This window comes from Sulfitobacter sp. SH24 (assembly GCF_965641895.1).
Taxonomy (GTDB): Bacteria; Pseudomonadota; Alphaproteobacteria; order Rhodobacterales; family Rhodobacteraceae; genus Sulfitobacter; species Sulfitobacter dubius.
Genome location: NZ_CBFFKK010000002.1, coordinates 1 through 23,434, shown reverse-complemented (window position 1 = coordinate 23,434; position 23,434 = coordinate 1). Strand labels below are relative to the sequence as shown.

Annotated in this window: 21 protein-coding genes and 1 pseudogene; 9 read left to right on the top strand and 13 right to left on the bottom strand. The window is 61.0% G+C overall.

The features are described 5' to 3' along the window. Positions 1–61: 61 nt before the first annotated feature. The 3 genes from ACSQ16_RS01165 to ACSQ16_RS01155 all read left to right on the top strand — a co-directional run bounded on the left by ACSQ16_RS01165 (position 62) and on the right by ACSQ16_RS01155 (position 2,906). Positions 62–1,045, top strand: coding sequence for a TRAP transporter substrate-binding protein (locus ACSQ16_RS01165; protein ID WP_243263665.1), 984 nt, complete (start codon positions 62–64; stop codon positions 1,043–1,045). Between the two features lie 66 nt (positions 1,046–1,111). Next, a complete protein-coding gene (locus ACSQ16_RS01160; RefSeq protein ID WP_243263663.1) occupies positions 1,112–1,630 on the top strand; it encodes a TRAP transporter small permease in 519 nt (172 codons plus the stop codon). Continuing rightward, positions 1,623–2,906, top strand: coding sequence for a TRAP transporter large permease (locus ACSQ16_RS01155; protein WP_243263661.1), 1,284 nt, complete (start codon positions 1,623–1,625; stop codon positions 2,904–2,906). Before ACSQ16_RS01160 ends, ACSQ16_RS01155 begins: the two co-directional genes overlap by 8 nt. Positions 2,907–2,944: 38 nt before the next feature. On the opposite strand, the gene ACSQ16_RS01150 is transcribed toward ACSQ16_RS01155, so the two are convergent. Continuing rightward, on the bottom strand, positions 2,945–4,441 hold the full coding sequence (locus tag ACSQ16_RS01150; protein ID WP_435988445.1) for an aldehyde dehydrogenase family protein: 1,497 nt from the start codon (positions 4,439–4,441) through the stop codon (positions 2,945–2,947). An 18-nt stretch (positions 4,442–4,459) separates the two neighbouring features. Here ACSQ16_RS01150 and ACSQ16_RS01145 point away from each other — a divergent pair, with 18 nt between their 5' ends. Beyond that, the gene (locus ACSQ16_RS01145) at positions 4,460–5,494 is read left to right on the top strand and encodes an NAD(P)-dependent oxidoreductase (RefSeq protein WP_435988487.1); all 1,035 of its coding nucleotides are present in this window, start codon (positions 4,460–4,462) and stop codon (positions 5,492–5,494) included. A gap of 9 nt (positions 5,495–5,503) precedes the next feature. Here the strand turns inward: ACSQ16_RS01145 and ACSQ16_RS01140 are convergent, their stop codons facing one another. Genes ACSQ16_RS01140 through ACSQ16_RS01105 form a run of 8 tightly spaced genes read right to left on the bottom strand, consistent with a single transcriptional unit; the run spans position 5,504 to position 13,800 of the window. Next, a complete protein-coding gene (locus tag ACSQ16_RS01140; RefSeq protein WP_243263657.1) occupies positions 5,504–6,229 on the bottom strand; it encodes an SDR family NAD(P)-dependent oxidoreductase in 726 nt (241 codons plus the stop codon). Beyond that, a complete protein-coding gene (locus ACSQ16_RS01135; protein WP_243263655.1) occupies positions 6,226–7,008 on the bottom strand; it encodes a cyclase family protein in 783 nt (260 codons plus the stop codon). Before ACSQ16_RS01135 ends, ACSQ16_RS01140 begins: the two co-directional genes overlap by 4 nt. After that, complete coding sequence (locus tag ACSQ16_RS01130; RefSeq protein WP_243263654.1) at positions 7,005–8,252, bottom strand: SDR family NAD(P)-dependent oxidoreductase; 1,248 nt, start codon at positions 8,250–8,252, stop codon at positions 7,005–7,007. Before ACSQ16_RS01130 ends, ACSQ16_RS01135 begins: the two co-directional genes overlap by 4 nt. After that, positions 8,249–9,418 carry a thiolase family protein gene (locus ACSQ16_RS01125; RefSeq protein ID WP_243263652.1) on the bottom strand — a complete coding sequence of 390 codons (1,170 nt, stop codon included), beginning with the start codon at positions 9,416–9,418 and terminating at the stop codon, positions 8,249–8,251. The genes ACSQ16_RS01130 and ACSQ16_RS01125 overlap by 4 nt, the downstream gene beginning before the upstream one ends. Beyond that, entirely contained in the window at positions 9,415–11,031 is a 1,617-nt protein-coding gene (locus ACSQ16_RS01120) for an AMP-binding protein (protein ID WP_243263651.1), read from the bottom strand. Before ACSQ16_RS01120 ends, ACSQ16_RS01125 begins: the two co-directional genes overlap by 4 nt. Beyond that, a complete protein-coding gene (locus ACSQ16_RS01115) occupies positions 11,028–11,507 on the bottom strand; it encodes an aromatic-ring-hydroxylating dioxygenase subunit beta (protein ID WP_243263650.1) in 480 nt (159 codons plus the stop codon). Before ACSQ16_RS01115 ends, ACSQ16_RS01120 begins: the two co-directional genes overlap by 4 nt. After that, positions 11,504–12,838, bottom strand: coding sequence for an aromatic ring-hydroxylating dioxygenase subunit alpha (locus tag ACSQ16_RS01110; protein ID WP_243263648.1), 1,335 nt, complete (start codon positions 12,836–12,838; stop codon positions 11,504–11,506). The genes ACSQ16_RS01115 and ACSQ16_RS01110 overlap by 4 nt, the downstream gene beginning before the upstream one ends. Before the next feature lie 11 nt (positions 12,839–12,849). Continuing rightward, entirely contained in the window at positions 12,850–13,800 is a 951-nt protein-coding gene (locus tag ACSQ16_RS01105) for a PDR/VanB family oxidoreductase (protein ID WP_243263647.1), read from the bottom strand. 137 nt (positions 13,801–13,937) lie between these two features. Between ACSQ16_RS01105 and ACSQ16_RS01100 the strand changes: the two genes are divergently transcribed. The 5 genes from ACSQ16_RS01100 (at position 13,938) to ACSQ16_RS01080 (ending at position 18,600) form a co-directional block, all read left to right on the top strand. Next, entirely contained in the window at positions 13,938–14,432 is a 495-nt protein-coding gene (locus ACSQ16_RS01100; RefSeq protein WP_243263645.1) for a MarR family winged helix-turn-helix transcriptional regulator, read from the top strand. A 138-nt stretch (positions 14,433–14,570) separates the two neighbouring features. Further along, entirely contained in the window at positions 14,571–15,590 is a 1,020-nt protein-coding gene (locus ACSQ16_RS01095; protein WP_243263644.1) for a TRAP transporter substrate-binding protein, read from the top strand. A 59-nt stretch (positions 15,591–15,649) separates the two neighbouring features. Beyond that, positions 15,650–16,153 (top strand): TRAP transporter small permease, encoded by a 504-nt coding sequence (locus ACSQ16_RS01090; RefSeq protein WP_093928757.1) that lies wholly within the window; start codon positions 15,650–15,652, stop codon positions 16,151–16,153. Beyond that, positions 16,150–17,463 carry a TRAP transporter large permease gene (locus ACSQ16_RS01085; RefSeq protein WP_243263643.1) on the top strand — a complete coding sequence of 438 codons (1,314 nt, stop codon included), beginning with the start codon at positions 16,150–16,152 and terminating at the stop codon, positions 17,461–17,463. Before ACSQ16_RS01090 ends, ACSQ16_RS01085 begins: the two co-directional genes overlap by 4 nt. 84 nt (positions 17,464–17,547) lie before the next feature. Further along, the gene (locus ACSQ16_RS01080) at positions 17,548–18,600 is read left to right on the top strand and encodes a M42 family metallopeptidase (RefSeq protein ID WP_317406495.1); all 1,053 of its coding nucleotides are present in this window, start codon (positions 17,548–17,550) and stop codon (positions 18,598–18,600) included. Between the two features lie 30 nt (positions 18,601–18,630). On the opposite strand, the gene ACSQ16_RS01075 is transcribed toward ACSQ16_RS01080, so the two are convergent. The 4 genes and pseudogenes from ACSQ16_RS01075 to ACSQ16_RS01060 all read right to left on the bottom strand — a co-directional run. Continuing rightward, positions 18,631–20,598, bottom strand: coding sequence for a sensor histidine kinase (locus tag ACSQ16_RS01075; RefSeq protein ID WP_243263639.1), 1,968 nt, complete (start codon positions 20,596–20,598; stop codon positions 18,631–18,633). A gap of 143 nt (positions 20,599–20,741) precedes the next feature. Continuing rightward, on the bottom strand, positions 20,742–21,893 hold the full coding sequence (gene repC / locus ACSQ16_RS01070; RefSeq protein WP_243263637.1) for a plasmid replication protein RepC: 1,152 nt from the start codon (positions 21,891–21,893) through the stop codon (positions 20,742–20,744). Positions 21,894–22,071: 178 nt separating this feature from the next. Beyond that, positions 22,072–23,070, bottom strand: coding sequence for a plasmid partitioning protein RepB (gene repB / locus ACSQ16_RS01065; RefSeq protein ID WP_243263636.1), 999 nt, complete (start codon positions 23,068–23,070; stop codon positions 22,072–22,074). After that, a pseudogene (locus ACSQ16_RS01060) lies at positions 23,070–23,434 on the bottom strand (plasmid partitioning protein RepA); the annotation flags it as partial. The gene repB and the pseudogene ACSQ16_RS01060, both read right to left, overlap by 1 nt.

Below are 23,434 nucleotides of genomic sequence, written 5' to 3'. Positions count from 1 at the left end.
CCGTGCATCGCCCGCTAGCAGTTTTCGTGACCTTGTTAATAAGATCGCTGGAGGATACGAAATGTTCAAAATCACCAAGCCCACGGCAATTATCGCCACTCTTGCCGCGCTCACCGGAGGAGCCCTGAGCGCGGAAACCGAAGTCAAGATCGGCTACGCCCTTGCCCCCGACAGCCACTACGGCGTCGCGGCGCAGAAGTGGCAAGAAGTCGTTGAGGCCGAAACCGACGGCAAATTCAGCTTCCGGCACTTTCCTTCCTCCGGTCTGGGTGGGGAACGCGAAGTGGTCGAAGGCCTACAGCTTGGCACCGTTGAAGCGACCATCGTTTCCACCGGCACGCTTAGCAACTTTGTCCCCGCCACCGGCGTGACCGACGTCCCCTTCCTGTTCCGCAGCCTTGACCATGCGCGCCGCGTATTGGACGGTCCAATCGGTCAAGACATCCTTGCTGAATTCGACAGCGCGGGCATGGTAGCACTGGCTTGGGGTGAGCAGGGTTTCCGCCACATCACCAACAACCGCAACGCGATCGAGACCCCCGAAGACATCGCGGGCATGAAACTGCGCACCATGGAAAACCCGGTGCACCTAGATGCCTTCAACGCCGCCGGCGCCGCCCCCACCCCGATGGCCTGGCCCGAGGTGATCAGCTCGCTGCAACAGGGCACCATCGACGGGCAAGAAAACCCGCTGTCGGTGATCGTCTCCGTCAAGCTCGACGAGGTGCAGAAGTACCTGACACTCTCGGGTCACGTATATTCGCCCGCCATGCTGTTGGTTTCCAAACCCTTCTGGGAAGGTCTGTCTGACGAAGACAAAGCCGCCTTTGAGAAGGGCGCGACCGAGGCCGTCACCGTCATGCGCGCCTTTGTGGATGACGTTGAGCAGAGCGGCGTCGCGACGCTGAAAGAGCGTGGCATGGAAGTGAATGAGCTGACCGAAGAGCAAAAAGCCACCTTCCGCGCCTCGATCGAGAGCGCCTATGAAGGCTACTACGAGACCTATGGTAAAGAGCTGATCGATCAGATCGCCGCGACCGAGTAAGCGCGTCGACGCAAAGACAGACGGCCGGGAGCAGCGCTTCCGGCCGTTTTGCACGGGAGGGAAACCATGCGCAGATTGGAACAGCTATTCGTCAAGATGAACGCCGCCGTGGTGATCGCCTGTCTGACGGGGATGGTCTTGGTCGTGGGGGCCAATGTCGCCCTGCGGTTCAGCACCAATCATTCGCTGTCATGGTCCGATGAATCCGCCCGTTACCTGATGATCTGGATGGCCTTTCTGGGGGCCGGCCTTGCCCTGCGGCAGGGCGGCCATGTGGCCATCACCAATCTTCATGACGTGATGAGCACCCGGATGCAGCGCATCATGCGTGGGGTCATCGTATTGATCCTGTTGTTCTTTTTCGCTTTCATGGTCAAGGTCGGCTGGGACTATATGCAGCGCGCGCAGTACCAGATGACCCCGGCGATGCGGCTGTCCTTTCGCTATGTCTATGCCGCCATGCCGGTCGGGTTCTCGCTGTTGATCGTGCATCTGCTGCTGATCGCGCGGCCTTTCATCATGGCGGGCCACTACCATCAGCCCGATGGCCAGACCGAAAACATGCCGGGAGCCGCCAATGGCTGAGATCCTCTTTATCTCACTTTTCGTGTTGATGGTGCTGGGCCTGCCCGTTGCCTTTGCCATGGCCATTTCGGTTTTTGCGGCAATTGGTTTGGGAAGTTCCTATCCGCAGATCGTGGTGGTGAAAGAGATGTTCTCGGGCCTCGATAGCTTCCCGCTGCTGGCCGTGCCTTTCTTCATCCTCGCCGCCGAGATCATGACCGGCGGGGCGATTACCCACACGCTTTTGCGTTTCGCGGCGCAGTTCGTGGGCCATCTGCGCGGGGGGCTGGGCTATGCCAATGTGATCTCCTCCACCATGTTCGCAGGGATCTCCGGCTCGGCGCTGGCCGATGCGGCGGGACCGGGGGCGATGATGATCCGCATGATGGAAAAAGGCGGCTATGACCGCTCCTACGCGGGGGCGCTGACGATTTCCTCGGCGGTGGTGGGGCCGATCATTCCGCCGTCGATCGTGATGATCATCTATGCGCTGCAGGATCAGGAAGTATCAGTCGGGTCGCTGTTCATGGCCGGTGTCATTCCGGGGCTGTTGCTGGCCTGTGGCAGCCTTGCCGCCAACGGTTGGGTCAGTTGGAAACGGGACTATCGCAGCGCGGATGCACGCCCCGAGCGGGCGCAGATGTGGCGTAATACATTCATGGCGCTGCCAGCGCTTGGGTTGATCGTGCTGATCGTCGGCGGCATCCGGGGCGGTATATTTACCCCGACTGAGGCCTCAGTCATCGCGGTTTTCTATGCGCTCTTCTGCGGATTCTTTGTCTACCGCGCGCTGCGGCTGCGGGACCTGCCGGGGCTGATCCTGCGCGCCGCGCTGATCTCTTCGGCGGTGCTTTTGATCCTTGGCGCTGCGCGGGCCTTTGCATGGGTTTTGGTGATCGAAGGCGTGCCGCAGTTTCTGGCCGAAACGATCATCGCATGGGAGCTGTCGCCAATCCTGTTTCTCTTGGCGGTCAACGTGTTGCTGCTGCTCTTTGGCCTTTTCATGGACCCGCTGCCGGGCGTGATGATCCTCGTCCCGATCCTCGCGCCGATCAGCCACGCCCTCGGCATTGCGCCGGATCATTTCGCCATCGTGGTGATCGTGAACTTGACGCTGGGGCTGACGACGCCCCCGGTGGGGAGCCTGATCTTCGTGGTGTCTTCAGCGGTGAACCTGCGCCCGGCGGCGCTGATCCGTGAGATGCCGCCGTTCTTTCTGGCGAATTTTGTCGTGTTGATGCTGCTGACTTTCGTGCCAGTGCTGAGCACATGGTTGCCGAAAATCAGCGGTTTCTAAAGCGGACCGCCCGGCGGTGAGGCCGGGCGGCTTTCAAATCATTCCGTCTGAATCCAAACCGCCTTGGTATCCAAATACGCCTGCAGGTGCTCCACGCCACCTTCCTTGCCATAGCCCGACATCTTGAGCCCGCCGAACGGCACCGCCGGGTCGATTGCGTGGTACATGTTCACCCAAACCGAGCCCGCTTTCAGCCGCTTCACCGTGCGGTGCGCCGTGCTTAGATCGCGGGTAAAGATGCCCGCCGCCAGCCCATAGGGTGTGGCATTGGCGCGCGCGATCACCTCTTCCATCGTGTCGAAGGGCAGGACCGAGATCACGGGGCCGAAAATCTCTTCCCGCGCGATGGTCATGTCGTCTGTTACATCGGCAAAGATCACCGGCTCAAGAAAGTTGCCACCGTCATAGCCCTCCCCCTCGGGCCGCGCACCGCCGGTGACCAGCCGTGCGCCTTCCGCCTTGCCCGCAGCAATATATCCCTCAACCTTTTCAGTCTGCACGCGGTTGATCAGCGGGCCAAGGTCCGTGCCCTCATCCAGCCCGTGCCCAATCTTCAGCCCACGCGCGAAGGCGGTGAGCTTCTCAATGAACTCATCCTGAATTTCGCGCGCCACGAACAGCCGCGAACCAGCGATACAAATCTGACCTGAATGCGCGTAGACCGCCATTGCTGCCACCGGCACGGCCTTATCAATATCCGCATCCTTGCAAATGATCAGCGGAGATTTTCCGCCCAACTCCAGCGTGATCCGCTTGAGGTTTTCAACACCCGCGCGGGCAATCGTCTTGCCCGTGGCGGTCGAGCCAGTGAACACGACCTTATTCACATCAGGATGCTCTGCCAGACGCGCGCCTGCTTCACGGCCTGTGCCGGTGACCACGTTGACCACTCCGTCGGGCACGCCTGCTTCTTGCATCAGGCGCGCGATCATCAAGGGCGTTAACGGCGCATCTTCGGATGGCTTTAAGACCACGGTGCAGCCTGTCGCCAGTGCAGGCGCGATTTTCCAGATCGAGGCGGCGGTGGGGGCGTTCCAAGGGATGATCGCCCCAACCACGCCGACTGGTTCGCGCGTTGTGAAGGAAAACATCGACTGCGAGACCGAGTTCTCGATCACATCGCCATGCAGCGCCACTGCCTGCCCCGCGTAGAACCGCAGCATCCCGATCACCCGACGTTTGTTGCCCAAGGTTCGCGCCAGCGGCAGACCCATGTCGGCTGTGTCAGAGACGCAGAGTTTTTCCCAATCGCGCTCCATCACATCGGCAATGCGCAAAAGCACCTCTTGCCGGTCATAGGGCGTGAATTTCGACCACGCCCCCTCAAAGGCCCGGCGCGCGGCGGCGACGGCGGCATCGACATCCTCGGCCCCGCCGCACGGCACCGTCGCCAGCGCCCGGTTTGAGGCGGGATCGACCACGTTCAGCACCTCACCCGAACGCGCGGGCACATCCTTGCCGTCGATGAACATTGGGCAGAACTGCCCGTGATAAAGGGTCTCGGCGATCTGGTGGGGGTCGAAGGTCAAAGTCATATTAGCCTCATTCAATCAATGCGCCATTCCTATCAAGCGCCGTGTCGGTTTCAAATATACAAAGCCCTGTTTGGCCGAGAAAATCCGCCCCGCCCGCGTTGCACCGTGACGGGCGGCGGGGTAGACCTTTCCCCAAGGGAACCGCGCGCAGAGGTGGCGGTGGCAAGCGAAGGAAAATCCATGAAAATCGGTATGATCGGTGTCGGCCTGATGGGCCACGGAATTGCGCGCAACGTGATGCGGCGCGGGGGTTTTGCGCTTGGCTATTTCGACCACCCCGGCAACCAGCCGACCGATGAGTTGGACGGGCTGGGCGCGACGGCCTTTGACAGTCTTAGCGATTTGGCCGCCGCGTCGGATGTGATCATTCTCTGCGTCACTGGCTCGCCGCAGGTCGAAGGGATCCTGACCGGAGAGGGCGGCGTGATTGCCGGGCTGAAGCCCGGTGCGGTTGTGGTCGATTGCTCTACCTCCCTGCCTGCCTCGACGGTGAAGATGGCCGAGGCGGTCAAAGCGGCGGGGGGCGAATTCGTTGACGCGCCAATGACCCGGACCGCGCGATTCGCCCATGAGGGGAAGTTGAACCTGCTGGTCGGGGGTGAGGCGGCCACGGTCGAAAAGGTCTCTCCCGTCCTCGCCGCCTTCACCGAGGAGGTCAAACATGTGGGCGAGGTCAGCGCAGGCCACCGTTTGAAACTGCTGCACAATTACGTCTCGGTTGGCTTTATGTCGCTGCTCGCCGAGGCCGCCGCGCAGTCGGCAGATGCGGGCATTGATCCGGAGAGCTTTGTCGATGTCTTGGCCAGTGGCGGCGGTGCCAGTGTCGCGCTTGATCGGCTGTCACCCTTCATCGTAAACGGCGACCGCGAGGCGCTGCCCTTTGCGATCAGCAACGCGCTGAAGGATTTCGACTATTACCGCCAGATGTCCGCGCAGGCCGGCGCTCAGGTTGAGATTGCCGATGGGGTCTATGGTGCCTTGTCCAAGGTCGTCGAGAAGGGCGCGGGCGATGCCTATGTCCCTGAATTGGTGCAGCATTTCCGAAAGGGGTAAGCCCTAGGGTCAGAGCGTCAGCGTCCCGATGCTCGACCCGCCACAGACGAAAAGCGTCTGGCCAGTGACGAAACTATTGGCCGGATCGCAGAAGAACAGGAAGGCATTGGTCACGTCCTCCACCTGCCCCAAACGTCCCACCGGGATGCGTTTGGCCAATTCCGCCTCGCGTTCGCTTTTTTTGGGGATGATGCCCCAAAAGTTGTCCGTTTGCACCGGGCCGGGGGCCACGACGTTGACGGTGATCCCATGCGGCGCGAGCTCCAGCGCCCATGTGCGCGCCATGCCGATCATCCCCGCTTTCGACGCCGAATAGGCGGTGCGCGTGGGCGCGCCCAAGGCGGCGCGCGAGGCGTTGAACATCACCCGGCCAAAGCCGCGTTCTTTCATGGCGGGCATGAAGGCTTGCAGCAGCGTCAGGGCCGAACCGAGGTGCAGTTGCGCAAGGCCGGTTATGTCTTCGGGTTTCGCCTCTTCGATCAGGTTGGGCCAGATCAGCCCGGCGTTATGCACCAGATGGGTCACCTCATGGCGCGCGGCGATATCGGCGGCAACGGCGGCGACGGAGGCGGGATCGAGCAGGTCGGCTTCGATATGCTCACATCCTTCCGCCTCCCATTCCGGCTTGCCCCGCGCGATTGAGATCACCCGATAGCCGCGCTCCAGCAAACGCTGCGCCAGATCGGCGCCGATGCCCTTGCTGCCACCGGTGATGACGGCGGTGTAATGGCTCATCGTCTCTCTCCCGGTATCAGCGCCAGCACCCGCAAGGGGCTGCCGGTGCCGCCTTTGATCTTGAGCGGCGGTGCGATCAGCATGGCCCCCGTGGGCGGCAATTGGTCGAGGTTGCACAGACATTGCAGCCCGTATTTGCCGGCCCCATGCAACAGGTAATGCGCGGGGAAAGGCGGGTCGTAATGCATCCCCTGCCCCGCATCGGTGCCGACGGTCTCGGTGCCAAAGCCACGAATGCCGCGCTCTAGCAGCAGTTCGATAGAGGCGGGCGTGGGGCCGGGCGAATGGGCGCCATCCTCGCGCATGTTGAGGTAATCCGCGCCGCTGCGTTTCGACCAATCGGTGCGCATCAACACCCAAGCGTCTGCGGGGATCGGCCCGTTCTGGGCCTCCCAATCGCGGATGATCTCGGGCGTCAGCTCGAAGTCGTCGTTCTGCGTCGTCCCCGCCGAGCAGTCGATCACCACGACCGGGCCGATGAAGGCTTCGGGCGGGATTTCATCAACCGCGCCATGGGCCACGTCCTTGCCCGAGACCCAGTGAATCGGCGCGTCGAAATGGGTGCCGGTGTGTTCGTTGAGCGTGAGGTTGTGCCATTTCCACGCCGGGCCGCGATGGTCATAGGCCGAGACCTCCTCCATCCGGAACCGCGCGCATTGGCCAAACTCTGGCGGCAGGACGATGACCGGAAAGTCCGGGTCGAGCCTATGGGTCAGATCGACGACTTTTGCAGCACCGCTTGCCAGTGCTTCGGCCAGTGTCGTGATTACATCGCTCATGCGCCGCCCCCCCGCGTTTCGCGTTCCATCAAGGCCGGATCGTCCAGCCAACGGGCCAGCGCATCTTTGGCCACGTCACCGCAGGCGACCTCTTCCAACCCGTCGACCAACCCGCGTACCACTGTCTGCGCCAGCGCGCGGGGGGCGACTTTGGGCGGTGGCAGAGGTTGGCGCCATTCGTCATCGACGGGGCCGGTGTAGACATTCATCACCCGCAGCCCCGATCCGGCAAACTCCGCCCGCATCGTCTGGCTGAGTGACCGCGCCGCTGCCTGCGAGGCATCGAACCCGCCAAACCCTGCCTCGGGCGCCAAGGCCCCCGCCGACAGAATGTTCACCCAAGCCACTGCCGAATTCACACCATCCGCCGTGCGCGACGCCATTGCCGGGCCAAAGCCCTGCGCCAGTCGCATCAGGCCCAGCACATTGGTCTCCATCCCCTCGCGGGCAAAGATCGTATCATTGCCCAGCACCCCACCCGGGCGGATGAACTGTGCAGAGTTGATCAGAATATCGACCTTGCCGCCAATCTCTGCCGCGAGGCGCGAGACCGAGGCGGTATCGGTCACGTCGAGCGGCATGAGGCTGACGCTCTCCATCCCCTCGAAGGCCGCGCGGCCTTCCCACCGCCGCCAATGTTCCGGCTCGCCCACGAATATCTCCGCCGCACCTGCGCTCAGAAGCGCTTGGGCCAGCGGCAGGGCCAAGGAGGAGCGGGCATCGGTGATCAACACCCGCCGGTGTTTCGGGTCGCTCGACATTTCGCGCAGCATCGGATCGTCTTGCATAAATTCGCTTCCCTCTCGCGGCAGGGCCACCATGACCCCCTGCCCGGCCCGGTCCAATTTGAGCGCCAGACAGACGTGATCCCCACGCCCGACATCGCCGTGCAGATGGCACACTGCAACGGGCCCCGCAGTGAGTTGCACCGTGCCGATGCGCCACGGCAGCCGCTCGCGGAAATAGGGATCGGGCGAGACCCGGATCGTCGTTTCGGCTAATACCTCGCCCGTGGGGTCGGTCTCGCGCCAGTCCAGCGCCACCGACAGACATTTGCCGCAGGCATCACGCGGTGGATATTGCACCGCGCCGCAATCCGCGCAGTGCTGCAGGGCAAACTGCCCGCGCCCTGCGGCAATCGCGAGCCCAAGCGCCGCGCGCGAGCGTTGGGCAGGTGGCAGGGTCGGCACCGTGCTGCGCTTTTGCGGGTTCTTCTTTTGGGGCGGCGTCAATGGGTCGGTCATGCTTCGCCCCCATCGATGATCGCCGCTGCCGAACAGACGCCCCGGTCATAGTTGATCATGCCAAAGCCCGAGACCAACGCCCGCTGTGCGTTTGCCACTTGCGTGCCTTTGGCCTGTCCGGTCACCTGTCGGATCGCCTCGACTAGCCCCAAATAACCACCCGCGGCCCCGGCTTGGCCGACCGATAATTGCCCGCCAGAGGTGTTATGCGGGAAGTCGCCCGAAATCGTCAGATCACGCGCCCGGACGAACGCGGCCCCCTCCCCCTTGGCGCAAAAGCCAAGGTCTTCGAATTGCATCATCGAGATCACCGGATAGTCGTCGTAGGTTTGCAGCAGGTCGACACCCTCCGGCCCATGGCCCGCCATGTCATAAAGCTCGTCAATATCCACGCCCCATCCGCCGCGCAGTTGCATTGGGTCTTCGGGGTAGGCGTTGTGCCGCTCGATTGTGCCGCTGATTTGCGCAAAGGACAGGTCGCGGCGCAGGGCTTCGTCTTCGCGCATGACCAGAAACGCCTCGGCCCCGGCGCAGGGCATCACACAGTCGAAAAGAGCGATAGGGTCAGAGATCATCCGCGCGTCAAGGTATTGGTCGAGGGTGAGTGGGGTCTTCATCAGCGCATTGGGATAGTGCAGCGCATTGGCACGTTGGGCCACGGCGATGCGGCCAAAGTCCTCTCGCGTGGCGCCGTATTCCTGCATATAGCGGTCCATCAGCAAGGCGAAACTCGCGTTGGGGCCGCCGAAGCCATAGGGAAAGGTCGCATCCATCGAAAAGCGCGAGAAGCCGCTGAGCAGGGTGCGAAAACTGTCGATCCGGTTCGCGTCGCCCGCCACGCAGGCGACCACATCCACGTCGCCTGCCTGCACCGCCCGCGCGGCGCGGCGCAGGGCGACCACCCCGCTGGCCCCGCCCGTGGGCACGGTATCAAGCCAACGTGGACTAAGCCCCAGATGCTGGCTCAGCCCGACCGGCGTGTCGGGCGCGAGCGAGAAGCTGGAGACCGAGAAACCGTCTAGCTCGCCCGGCGCGATCCCGGCCTTGCCCAGCATCGCGCGCAGCGCGCGGGCGATCCACCAATGGGCGGTCTCATTGCTATAGCGGGCGTAGGGCACCGAGGTCGGCACCGCGAGGACGACGCGGTCGTAGCCCCTGCGCCTCATGCCGCCGTCCGTTTCTTCATCCCGCGCAGGTCCTGCGTGGCGGGATCGTTTAGCAGGTCGGCGGCCAGCGTTTTCAGCACCCCGCGTTGAAGTTTCTGCGTCGCGGTCAGCGGCAGCGCTTCGACAAAAGCAATGAAGCCGGGGGCTTTGTAATAGGCAAGTTGGGTGAGGCACCAGCGGGTGATGTCCTGCGCAAGGGCTGCCGGGTCAGCGCCTGCGTCCTTCGGCACGATACAGGCAAAGACCTCATCCCCCCGCACCGCATCGGGCACAGCGGCGACAGCGGCGCCGGCCACGGCGGGGTGGCGCATCAGGGTCGATTCCACCTCGACCGCCGCGATGTTTTCGCCCGAGCGGCGGATCACGTTTTTCTTGCGGTCGACGAAAAACATCGCGCCATCCGGAGCACGGCGGACGATGTCGCCGGTGTGGAACCAACCGTCCGCCCAAGCCTCATCCGTGGCTTCGGCATTTTTGAAATAGCCTCCGAAGAACCCGCGCCGCGGGTCGGCACCGGACCGGCGCACCAGCAATTCGCCTTGATCGGCCTCTTGCCCGGCATCGTCGAGCAGCCGTACCTCCAGCCCCCCTTCGGGCGCGCCTAGGCAGCTTTCACCCACGCGGCGCGGTTCGCGGTTGGCGCAGATCACGGCACCCGCGCCGGTTTCTGTCATGGCCCAGGCCTCAACCAGCGGGAAGCCAAAACGCGCCTCGAAGGCGGCGTGCAGTTTCGGGTCCACCCCCGCGCCGAAGCCAAAGCGCACGGCATGGTCGCGGTCGGCTTTGCTTTCCTCGGCCCCCATCAGCATGGATGGCATGACACCAAGGTAGTGCAGGCAGGTCGCCCCCGAGGCGCGGACCGAGGCCCACCAGCTGCGGGGATGGAAGCGGTCGAGCGCAGTCAGGCAGCCGCCCACGGCGATCATCGCCATGAAGGAATAAGCCATCGCGTTCATGTGGAAGATCGGCAGCGGCGTGATCATCCGCTCGCCGTGCTCCGACAGGGCGCAGAGCCCGCCCGTGCCTGCGTACCAACGCCCGGCGTCGAGAAAATAGGTATTGGTCAGGATGCAGCCCTTGGGCTGGCCGGTGGTGCCCGAGGTGTAGAGCAATGCGGCCTCTGCCCCGCCCTGCCGTGCCGCGATGGTCTCACGCGTCGCGGGTGCGGGCAAGGGATCCTCCGGTGCAATCACCGGCATGTCGCGCCCTGCTTGCTGCGCTGCCGTGCGCAAGTCTTCGCCACGCGCGGGGATCGCCACGGCCAAGACAGGCTCGGCATGGTCGATCATATAGCTTAGCTCCGCCGCGCGCAGATCGGGGTTCACCGGCACGACCGACAGGCCCAGACCATTCAGCGCGAGCCACCAGAGGAAGAAGCCCGGGCGGTTTTCCATCAGCAGCATCACGCGCTGCCCGGGCAAATAGCCCGCCGCCGAGATGCGCTTGCGCAGGGCCGCAACCTCGCGCGCGGCTTCGGCATAAGTCACCTCCCCCGCCGCGATGCCGTAGATTTCCGCCGTTTCCGGCAGGACATTCAGAAAGCCCCGTTCGGGGTGCCGCGCGGCGGTGTCTTCAAAGGCCGCGTGGACCGTCTCAGTCTCTGCCCCGATCATGGCAGCAACTGAATGTTGCGAAAGGCTGCATCGCAATTGACGATATCGACCCGTTTGTTGGCGATGCGCAGACGCCCCTCGACCAGCGCCAACTCATGCCGCGCGGTGACGGCGAGCAACTGCTGCTCGTCCAACCGCGTCTCGACGTAGTGCATGAAGGTGGTCGTGACGAAACGCCCCGCCTCCGTGTCCATCTCATCCACGAAGGGACGCTGGATCACATGATGGCAGCGGCTTTTGGGTTTTTGGCTGAAGGTCCGCGCGCCGTTAAGCCGTTCGACGCGCAGTTTGAGCATGAACATATCTTCATACATCAGCGACGTTTCGTTAATCGGGTCTTTCTGCTGATAGTCCAACGGCATCCAGTAATGCCCGTCCGCGAGCCAGAGGTTCAGCCACTCAGTATAGCGCCCCTCGTCCAACATGCGCACTTCGTCATAAATGAAGTCGATCAGGGTTTCGCGCGTCACACTCATTCCGCCGCCCCCGCCGTTTGGCCCATGGTCATGAACTTGACCCAAGCGTGGAATTGGTTGCGCATCTGCCGTTCGGTGGTGCCGTTTTCGACCGCTTCGACCTCGAAGTCTTCATCCTCTTCGATCAGGCGCTGGATGTTCACCCATTCCAAACCGTCGACCATCAGCCCTTCCTGCGCGCGCTCGTACATTTCCAAATCGTCATGGCCGACGATGGAGGTCGGTGCGTTGATCATGCGGTTGTACATCGCGGTGCGGGCGGTCAGCTCATCCGGGGCATCGACAAGGCGGTAGATGTAGCTTTCCACTACCGTGCGGTCTGCCGCGAGGGGGATGAATACGCGCAGCTGCTGGATCGGCCCCTTGATCATGATGTTGGGGAAATAGACCGTGTTGTGGCGGTTTTCGTCCAAGATCGCCTTGGCTTTTTCCTCTCCATAGCTTTCGCAGAGTGCTTCGAAATAACCGGGGATGGCGGAATAATCGGAGTGGATTGAATGGTTTACGCCCGTGTGCCCGTGGCCGTTGGGCCATGTGCGGATGCCCATGCCTTCGAAGAATTCGTAAGGCGACATGAAAGGGGCGATGATCTCCATTGCGGGCGGTTTGGGCGCGCCTTCAGGGAGGCCCAGTTCTTCGTAGAGCTTCACCGCCGTCCCGGCTGAGCTTTCGTGAGCCACCATCGGGTGGCAGGTGTCGGTCTGGTTTTCGACCAGCATCTTCCAGTTGCAATGATGCATATACCGCAGCGGCGGGCCGACGACTTCAAGCCGTCCGGCGGGGGAACGGTCCACCATATTGTCGAGCGAGGTCAGGCTCTCGCCAAAGAACTCTTCGAAAGTCATACCCTCTTCCGCGAGGCGAGCGAAGATAAAGCCGCGGTAGTTCTTCACATCGCCAACGCTGCGCATGCCCTTGCCGCTGTCGGCCTCTTCCAGCCCGGTATTTTGGTAGCCCTTCTTGAGCGGGATCGCCAAGAGGCAGCCGTCGGTCTTGAAGCTCCATGCATGATAGGGACACCGGAAGAATTTGCCGGTGTTGCCCTGCCGGTCGATCACGATCTTGGTGCCTTTATGGGGGCAGCGGTTCAGCAGCACATGGATCTCACCCGTGGAATGACGCACCTGAATGACCGGTTGGGTGCCGATATGGGTGCTGAAATAATCGCCCTTGTTCGGGGTCTGGCTTTCGTGGCCGACAAAGACCCAAGCATTGGCGAAGAGATGCTTCATCTCTTGCTGGAACACCTCCGGGTCGGTGTAGATATCGCGGTGCACCTGATGTGGCTGCACGAGAGCGGCCAGTGCCGCCGGGCTGTCGTAACGTCCCATGAGTTCCTCCCTCAGATGTCGAGTACAAGGCGCGGTGACTTGGCGCGGCTGACACAGATTTGCATGACGTTGCCTGCGGCGCGTTCGGCCTCAGACAGCACCACGTCGCGGTGATCGGGGGTGCCGCTGATCACGTCACACTGACAGATGCCGCAGTCGCCGCGCTGGCAATCATACATGACGTCGACGCCGCCCGCCTCCAGCACGTCGATGATGGATTGGCCGGGCGGGATGGTGAAGACTTCCCCGCTTGAGGCCAACTCGACCTCAAAGGCGCTGTCGCCTGCTTGCTCTTGGGGCGCGTCGAAGAGTTCGAAATGGATGCGGTCAGGCGCGATACCCGCCGCTTCGGCTTTGGCCTTTACCGCTTCGATCAACCCCTTGGGGCCACAGACATAGAGATGCGCGACGGCACCCGCAGAGGCAATCACCGCGTCAAGGTTCAGCGCGCTGTCATCGTCGTCGCAATGCAGATGCAAGGCATCGCCGAAGGTCTCGCGCAGGGTATCGCGATAGGCCATGAGCGGCGCGCTGCGGCCAGAGTAGTGAAAGTCGAACGCCTGACCAGCCGCCTTAAGCGTCGTCGCCATTGAGATCATCGGCGTGATGCCAATCCCCCCGGCCAGCAGCACCGCTGGCGCGCCTTGGGTCAGGGGGAAATCGTTCTTCGGTCCGGCGCAGGTGATTTCTGCCCCCGGTTTCAGCCCGTGCATATGGGTGGAACCGCCCTTGCCCTCAGGCTCACGCTGGACTGCGATGCGGTAGCTTTCGGGGGCTTCGGGGATCGGGTCGAAGGAGATTAGAGAATAGGCGCGGGTGTCGCCGTCGGGCAGATCGAAAACCACATGGGCCCCCGCCTCCCACTGCGGCATTGCGCTGCCATCTGCGGCTGCGAACTGGAACTCACTGATGCGATCGGTCAGCGCTGTAACCTCGCGCACAATAGCGTTGATCTTCGTCATGTGATGTCCTCCCGTTGTAAACAATATGATTTTTCATATAGTTTCGGTCAAGGGTTTTCTTGCCAAGTGCGAATTTGCCCGCCATTTAGGGGTGCCGAGGCGCAAGGAGCCCTCTTTCCATCAAAGGCTTAAAAGGTGTGACGCAGCAAAAGTCCGACGCAACCTCTGACAAAGACACGGGCCCTGAGGGGGGATTCGTCTCCGATTATCTGCTCTATCTCTTGGCGGCGGCCAGCGATGTGGCGAGCGCCCAGTTCCACGCGCAGGTGCGCAAAGCCGGGCTGCGGGTGCCGGAATGGCGCGTATTGGCCTGTCTTTCAGACACCGATGGCGCGATGATCACGCAGTTGGCTCGGCAAGCGCTGGCCGAGCAATCACGGCTTACACGAATCATCGCCCAGATGGAGGAGCGCGGCCTTTTGATCCGCCGCAGTGATCCGGCCGATGGCCGTCGCGTGCGGGTCTATCTGACAGATGCGGGCCGCGCGCTGGCCGATGAACTGGTGCCCCAAGCGCGGCGTCATGAGGCCGCTTTGATCGAAATGCTCAAGGGCAATGAGGGCGCGCATTTGAAACCGGCACTGAAATCCCTGCTCGCGGCATTGGATGGCTCGGCGGATACACAGGGCTGAATGCCCCCCTTGCTCTGGCCATAAAAAACGGTTCCAATCGTGCTATAAATGTGAATACATGAAAAAGCATATACTTGGCGACCCGGGTTTGGGAGAACCCCGCCAAGGCATATCGAACGATATGGGGAGGAGCCCAAAATGACCAAATTCACCAAGTTTCTCACGACCAGTGCGCTTGCGCTCTGCACCGCGACCGGCGCTTTTGCTGCCGAGACGCTGACCATTTCCACATGGCTGCCACCCAGCCACCCGGTCAACACCGGCATGTTCACCCAACTAACCGACATGATGGCCGAGGCCAGCGATGGGCTGATCGAGACCGAGTTGAAAAACGGCCTCGCCCCGCCACCCGCGCAGATGGATCTGCTGCTGGACGGAGCCGCCGATATCGCGATCCTATTTCATGGCTACACGCCCGGTCGTTTCGTCGGCACGAAGCTGGTGGAAATCCCCGGATACGAAGGCAATGCCGAGGCTGCATCGGTCGCCCATTGGCGTGTGCATGAGGCCATGCTGTCTGAATTGGACGAGCACCGCGGCGTGAAGGTCATCGCGCTCACGACCCACGGCCCGGGGCAAATCCACTCTAACAAAGAGGTGAACAACCTCGACGATCTGCAAGGGCTGAAAACCCGTCTCGGGGGCGGTGTTTCGGCGGATGTGGGGGCGGAGCTTGGCCTCGTCGGCATTCAAGTGCCCGCACCCAAGGTTTACGAAACACTCGATTCCGGGGCCGCCGATGCCGTGGCCATGAACATGGGCGAGCGGATCAGCTTCAAGCTCAACGAAGTGGCCAAGAACGTCTATGAAATGCCCGGTGGTTTCTACCGCGGCTCCTTCTCAGTCATCATGAGCCAAGAGACCTTCGACAGCCTGCCCGAAGACGTGCAGCAAAAGCTCGACAGCGAAGTCTTTGGCGAAACTGCAAGCCGCATGATGGGTGCCGTCTGGGACCAAAGCGACGTCGACGCGCGTGAGGCGACCGAGGCCGCGGGCGACAACAAGATCGTTACCGCCTCGGAAGAGGATCAGGCCCGCTTTGCCGAGATGGCCGCCAAGGTGCGTGATAAGGTGATCGCCGAGTTGAACGAGGCCGGTGTCGATGGGCAGGCCGCTTATGAGATGATGCGTGAGGAAATGGCAAACGCCAGCCAGTAACCCCCCACCGCCAAAGGGGCCGGTTGCCACTGCAATCGGCCCTCAGCCAGGGAACCGCCATGCGCAGTTTAATCCGACTAACCACCAGCCTCGCCGCGTTGCCGATGACGATGGCCTCGCTTGCGCTGTTTGCGCTGATGGTCCTGACCTTTGCCGACGTTATCATGCGCTCGGTCTTTAATGCCCCGATCGAAGCCGCGACCGAGTTGATCCGCATCGGGATTGCGCTGATCGTTTTCTCTGCTTTGCCCGTCCTGTCTGGTCGCGAAGGCCATATCGCCGCCGACCTGCTGGATGGCCCGTTTGAAAGCTGGGGCCTGCAACGTTGGCGCGACGGGCTGATCACGCTGGCCTGCGGGGCGATGCTGTGGTTTCCTGCAGGTCGGGTCATTGATCTGGCCTACCGCGCGCTGAGCTATGGCGACGTGACCGAATACCTTCAAATTCCGACCTTTTACATCGGCATGTTTATCGCGGTGATGACCTACCTCACCGCTGTTGTGCTGATCCTGCGCGGGCTTTTGCGCCTCTTTGCGCCGCAACTTTTGGACTCTGCCACATGATCGCATCTGCCATCGGCTTTGCCGCCGTTTTCGTCCTCGTCTTGCTGCGCCTGCCGATTGCCTTTGCCATGGGCCTCGTCGGGATGATCGGGCTGGTCTATGAGACCAGCTACCGCGCATCGATCTCCATGGTGTCGCGGCTGATCATCGACACCAGCCAAGACTACGGGCTATCGGTGATCCCGCTCTTCATCCTGATGGGGCTTTTCGTCAACAAAGGCGGCATCAGCCGTGAGCTTTACCAAGTCTCCAATGCCTTTTTGGGGCACTTCCGGGGCGGTCTGGCCATGGCCACCATCGTCGCTTGCGGGGGCTTTGCGGCGATCTGTGGCTCTTCCTTGGCCACGGCGGCGACCATGTCCAAGGTCGCCATGCCAGAGATGCGCAAATACGGTTATGCTGACAGCCTTTCGACCGCATCCATTGCCGCTGGCGGCACGCTCGGCATCCTGATCCCGCCGTCGGTGATCCTTGTGATCTATGGGCTGCTGACTGAGACATCGATTGGCGCGCTGTTTATCGCGGGCATCGTACCCGGCGCGCTTGGCATCCTGCTCTACCTCTGCGCGGTCCGCTTTTCCGTCGCCATGAACCCCGAAGCAGGCCCTGCTGGCCCCCGCGCCACATGGGGTGAGCGGCTGCGCGCGCTTAACCACGTCTGGTCGGTGCTGGCGCTTTTTGCGCTGGTCATCGGCGGGCTCTATGGGGTCTTGGACTTCTGGCCCATCCATCTGGCTTTCTCCCCGACCGAAGCGGCGGGCATGGGGGCTGCGGGTGCTTTCCTCATCGCTTGGGCGCGTGGCGGGCTGAGCTGGCGCGGCCTGCGTGAGGTGCTGGAGGAAACGACGCTTACCTCCGCCTCGCTTTTCTCGGTACTGATTGGCGCATGGATTTTCTCAAACTTCGTGAACCTCGCGGGCCTTCCCGAAGGGCTGCTGGCAACCGTCACGGCGCTCGATCTCGGACCTTGGGTGGTCATGGGGTTGATCCTCGTGATCTACATCGCGCTTGGCTGTATTTTTGAGAGCATGTCGATGCTGCTGCTGACCGTGCCGATCTTCTTCCCGCTGGTCACCAGCCTTGGTTTCGACCCGGTGTGGTTTGGCATCATCGTCGTAGTGGTGACTGAGATCAGCCTAATCACACCGCCCGTGGGCCTGAACGTCTTTGTCCTCAAAGGCGTCGTCGGTGATGTTTCCACCGGCACGATCTTTCGCGGCGTCACGCCGTTTTGGCTGGTCGATATCCTGCGGCTGATCCTGCTGCTGATCTTCCCCGCGCTGGTGCTTTTCCTACCGGGGCAAATGTAACCCCCCTACCCTACCGCCGCACCTGTTTGCACTTCGGCAGGCGCGGCGCGATAGTGCGGCCCAATCACCAAGGATGAGGCCAGCATGAACATCGACCTACTCAAAGACCTTTGCGAAACCCCAGGCGTTCCGGGGCGCGAGCACCGCGTGCGCGATCTGATCACCCGCGAGATCGAAGGGTTGTTCGACCACGTAGAGACCGACGCGATGGGCTCCCTGCTCTGCCGTCGTGATGCGGATGCGAATGCCGACAAAGCCCCGCGCATCATGCTGCTGTGCCATATGGACGAGATCGGCTTTCTGGTCAGCCATGTGTCGAAAGACGGGTTTTTGTACCTTCAACCCGTGGGCGGGTTCGATCCGCGCAACCTCTTCTCGCGCCGTGTGTTGGTCTGTACCGAACAGGGCGATCTGAAGGGCGTGATGAACCCCGGCGGTAAGCCCATTCACATCTCTTCTGCCGAAGACCGCAAGAAAATTCCCGAAGTGTCGGAGTTCTTCGTCGATCTGGGACTGGGCGAGAGGGCCAAGGATATCGTGAAGGTCGGTGACTTCGTGGTGATGGATGAGCCCTTCCTAGAGATGGGCGATCAGTTCGTGTCCAAAGCGCTCGACAACCGGGTGGCTTGCTGGCTCGGGATCGAAGCGATGCGCAAATTGGCCGACAAAGGTCGCGGAGCGGAGATTCACGTGGCCTTCACCTGTCAGGAGGAAGTCGGCCTGCGTGGCGCGCGTACAGCGGCCTATAAGGTGCAGCCTGATATCGGGCTGGGCATCGACACAACACTCGCCTGCGATACGCCCGGTGTGCCGGATCACATGGCAACCACACGCCTTGGCAAAGGGTTTGGTCTGCACGTGCGCGACAGCAGCTTTATCGCCGATGTGGGCCTTGTCAGCGAGATTGAGAAACTCGCGCAGACGCGCAACATCCCCTTCCAGCGCACCATGCTCGCCGCCGGTGGACAAGACGGCGCTGCGGCTCAGCAGGCCGCCGCAGGCGCGCGGGCTGTGGGGATCGTGGTCGGCACCCGTTACATCCACACGGTGACCGAGATGGTCTCGAAAAGCGATCTACAGGCGGCGCTGGATATCCTTGTGGCCTATCTCGAAGGGTTCGAGGGCAAAGCCGCCTGAAGCCCCTCCCCCCTGAGCGCTATGCTGCGCTCAGGGCTGCACCCCGTCCTCCGAAGCCTGCGGCAGCCAGACGTTAAAGGCCGCGCCCCCCTCGGCCCGATTGCGGACCGTGATGATCCCCCCAGCCCGCTGAATCAGCGTATGAGAAATCGACAGGCCCAAGCCCGTCCCCTCCCCCGGTTTGGTGGTAAAGAATGGATCAAAGAGCGAGGGCAGCAACGCCTCCGGCACCCCCGGCCCGCTGTCATGAACCGAAAGCGCCACGCCCGCCACGCCGTCGCGATCCGCAGGTGCCAGATACAACTCCAACCGCCCTGCCCCCTGCATTGCCTGCACGGCGTTGACCACGAGGTTCACCACGACCTGCTGTATCTCGCCCGAGTCCGCCCGCACCGGCGGTACCTCTTCAAAGTCGCAATGCACCTCAATCCCGCCCCGGCTGATAAGGTGATCGACGAGCACGAGGCAGTCCTGCACCAAAGGGCGCAGGGCGATATTATGTTCACAGTCAGAAAATTCGGACGGGGCCGCGAACTTTAGCAGTTTGCCGACGATCACCTCAATCCGGGACACCTGCCGGTCGATCAACGCCAGTTCCGTCGCCACTGGCTCGGCATCATGACCCAAGATCTGACGGATGACATCTACATTCCCCATGATCACTGCGACCGGGTTGTTGATCTCATGGGCGACCCCGGCGGTGATCTCCCCGATTGAGGCGAGTTTCTCGCTCATCACCAACTGCCGGAATGTCTGCTCCAATTTCTCGTTCGCCTCGCGCAGCTCGGCGGTGCGCTGATCCACCCGCTGGTTCAACTCATCATTCCAACTGCGCAACTGCCGGTCCCGTTCTTGGACCTGTTCCAACAACCAATCAAGGTGATGCGCCACCGCGCCGATCTCATCGCGTGCGGGCACCGGGCCGATGCGCGCGGAGAGTTCCCCCTTGCCCACGCGGTGCATAACTTTTGTCATCCGTTCGAGCGGCGAAAAAATACCCCGCGCCAGCCACAAGAACACCGGCGCCGACAACGCCAGCACTGCGAAGAAGGCCGCCAGCATCCACCAGAACGCCTCGCGTTTCGCCTGCGCAAAGGGGGCCTCAAGGAAGCCAACATATAGCATCCCTACCCGTTCGCCAAAACTATCGGTGATGGGCTGATAGCCTGAGATATACCAATCGTTCACCACAAACGCGCGATCTAGCCACGTCCGCCCGTCGATCAAAACGGCCTCGCGCACCTCTGCCGAAACACGGGTGCCAAGGGCGCGCACATCCTCGAAAAGGCGCACGTTGGTAGAGATACGTAGATCATCAAGGAAAAGCGTGGCGGTTCCCTGTCGGTGCCCCCCGGTCACGGCATTGAGGTAAACAAGATCGTTAATGGTATCGATGAAATCGAGGTTGCGGTTTAAGAGCATCCCACCCACCAATACGCCCTGCGTACCGGACAGATTAACCGGGCTTGCTGCGTGAACCACCATTCCGCGATCCTCAATCTCGCGATTTGTGGGCTCGGCTGCCGGTGTGTCGATTAGGGGTACTTTGGCGCGAACCGCCAAAGCGTCTTCCAAAGTTGCCAGCCGTGCATTGCTGAATACGTCAATTTCTGCGCCGCTGATGCCACGCGTGGCCTGCGCGATCACTGGCCAATTTTGCCCGGCTTCTACCGCAGTTTCCATTGGAAGAAACTCCAAGAAATCCAAACCTAACCGTTCACGGGTGTCTGTAAAAAACGCGACTTGGTCTGCACCGGGGCGGTTCAACCAGCGGCTAAATTCGACTGACCTTGCAACGGCATCCAATTCATTTCCCGTCTGCCCAAGTAACCGCGAGAGGTATTGGCTTGCGATCTTCAGCTCGCTTTCGACATTCGCGATGAGCACTTTGTCGTAATCCGCCGTCCAGCGCGACATACCCAAGATAAGCAGCAGGGGCATCAACACGATGAGCGGCGTCAGAGCAAGAATCAGCAAGCGCAGTCGAACGGAGGTCATGGGCTATCCCGAGAAACTCTGAGCAACTTAGCTGCGGATCCTTCGATGGTGAAGTATAAGGGCTGGATACTCCTAGAGAACTACGCCAAAATCCCGCATTGTCGGCCGTAGGTTAGCTTAACCCCATGATATAAAACCATTTTTCAGATTGTCAGCTGACAATCGCGTCGGTTTTTCAGCGCTGATAGCATTGGAACAAGGGAAAACGTTCCATTTCGGGCCATTTGTGTCAGTCGCCGCAAATAGGCACCAGGACTTCTGATCGTCGCGGCCTTCTCCAACAGGCAGAGAACTGTCACCGCAGCGCTTTCAGCGCCCATATCTCGTTTTGCCTCGTTTAGGACGGGCGGGTCAATCCCCAGCATAGGCGCAATCTGATCTCCGATGCGTACAAGGTCTGCCCAATTGCGTAAAGCCTCAGGGAAAAAGCTCCGGACTTCAGTGCAGGCAACCATTACCTCAGCCAATGTAACTCCCTTGTTCTTAGCGATCTTCGTTTCCTCATTGTCAGCCGTATGCGTTTGATGGGCTTGCACTGGCTCGTGCTCTTCAGAGTCAAAATAGGGTTTAATTGAATCCTGTATGTGCCGCTCATTTTGGCTGTCATTGGCGATCATTTGCGGTGTCGATAGGGCAGGAGGGGCTGGTTCACACCCGATGGCCGCTTCGTCATCTGCATTGTTTTGAAGCGCTTCTTGCAATGCGATCTCTACCGAAGTTAGCGCCGCTTCATCGGGCTTACGCCGTAATACCCGGCCGACTTCCTCCGCAATCCCATCTGCGCCACCTTGACGGATCAGAGCGTGCCTTAGGACTAAAATTCTGTCACGCAAAGCCAGAAGCCTCTCATGTTCAGCCTCAGTCTCTCGTGCCGCCAGCTCAATCATTTCGGCTTGGATCACAAGCGGCGAGAGGTCAAAGCCAAAAGCGAGGGCAATCGCCCCGCCTCTATTCCGGGCGAAACGCTTCCGGTTGGGGCTGTCCTGCCGCGCAATTAGGCCAAGCCGCACGAGTTGAGCAAGATGACGCCTTAACGTGCTCTCAGGCATCCCATGCAACCGTTCAGAAAGCCGAGCGTTGGACGCAAAGACAATACCCGCAGCGCCATCGGGAATATCCCGGCGCGGTAGAAATGTAAGCAAGGCTTTCAATACGGTGAGGGTACGGTGAGACAACTCAAAACGATCGGCCGCAATTGTCAGCCGATCAAGCAGTGCCCATTTATCCGGCCCATCGCATGACAGTTGGGTAGCCCTTTCGGGCCGCCCGAACGCAGGTTGGAACGTGGTTTCCATGTAAAAATCACGAAAGACAACAAAATACCGGCCCTATCCCATCGGGTAGAGTTGACATCGATAAATCTTTGGGGCTATCTCGAAGGTGCAAAGTTTGAGAAGGGCCTTCCGGGATTTATCCTGGGGGGCTTTTCTTTTGTGGTCCTGATGTGCCTCCTGTTGCTACTTCCTCAATGTCTCACGCGCGGGTCTTCTGCCAGCGGTCGTGAATCTCTTGCAAAAGCTCTTCTGCATGCGCATCGAGCCATGTATCGAACCCCTCAGCCGCCCGTGAGGGCACGGTGACGGTAACGCCCCGTTTGCCGCTGCGGATATCCGCCAATGCCTTGCCGTCACGGTTCCGCAAGGTGCGCGGCTTGGCCGACAGGGCAGGGGGGGTGGATTTCTTTTGTGGCTGGGTCGCAGCTTCGGCAAAGATCGCCTCAAACCGCTCATCAGATGTTAACCCGCCCCAATCGGAGTGTTCCAAACGGGTAGTGGCGCGCGTCCTTGCCTCCGGAAAGGCAAAAAGTTTGACCAGCGCCATCCAGCGGTCACGGCCAATTGAAGGCGCCGATCCTACTTGCCGCAAGAAGGGCAGGTCAAAAGCATGACCAACCTTCAGCATCCGACTGACCATAGGCAGGTCAACTGACAGGGCATCTGCGATTGTCTGCCGATCATGTCCGCCTGTGTCCAGCTGCGCCGCGAAGCTTGCCTTTTCAATGAAAGACAGGTCTTGGCGCGCGGTGTTCTCCTGACCCTGAGCCATGACAAGCGCGTGGTCATCAAGCTGACGCACCATCGCCTTTACGGGCAAACCCAAGGACTTCAACGCCTGCAATCGCCGGCGCCCATACACAATTTCAAAACGACCAGCGGTTTTGGGATGAGGCCGGACAAGAACGGGCACCTGCTGCCCGTAAGTTTTGAGGCTGTCCAAAAGCTGCCTTTGAGCCTGTATATCAGTCCCTAGCCGGTCCTCGACCCCGGCCATATCGATCAGGGAGCCATCCAACTCTTGGACTGCATTCTCCTGCATCCGGTTCAAGGAAGACTGAAGCGCCCCAACAGCACCGCGAGGCATCAAGCGTGCCTTCGTATTCGATTGCGTAGGCTCTACAGCAGGAGACTTGAGTCTAGTATCCGCTTTCTGCTTGGTATCTGAGCCAGAAGATAAAATGCCTTTACGTGCCATTAGCGCCCCCATGCTTTCTGGATCATGGTTTCGATCTCATCATTGACAAGATTAAGGGAATCTACCGCGCGATCGTATGTCGTGCGGTGAAATTGGGACCGGTCCACTTCATAGATCGTCTGGTGGGTTAGGCCTGCGTCGGAAATTGCAGTAGATTTCAGCATCGGCGCCACCATGACTTCTTCGTCGAAAAGCTGACGTAGGAACGATAGAACCTGTTGTTGCGGCCCGTCATTCGGCTCATAGCGGTTGATTAAGAAGCGTAGAAAATCAAATTCCATGCTTGCACCCGCGTTAGAGACGACATCGAGCAAATCCGCACTCATCTGGAGAAACTGCGACATCGATGCGACATCAAGCATAT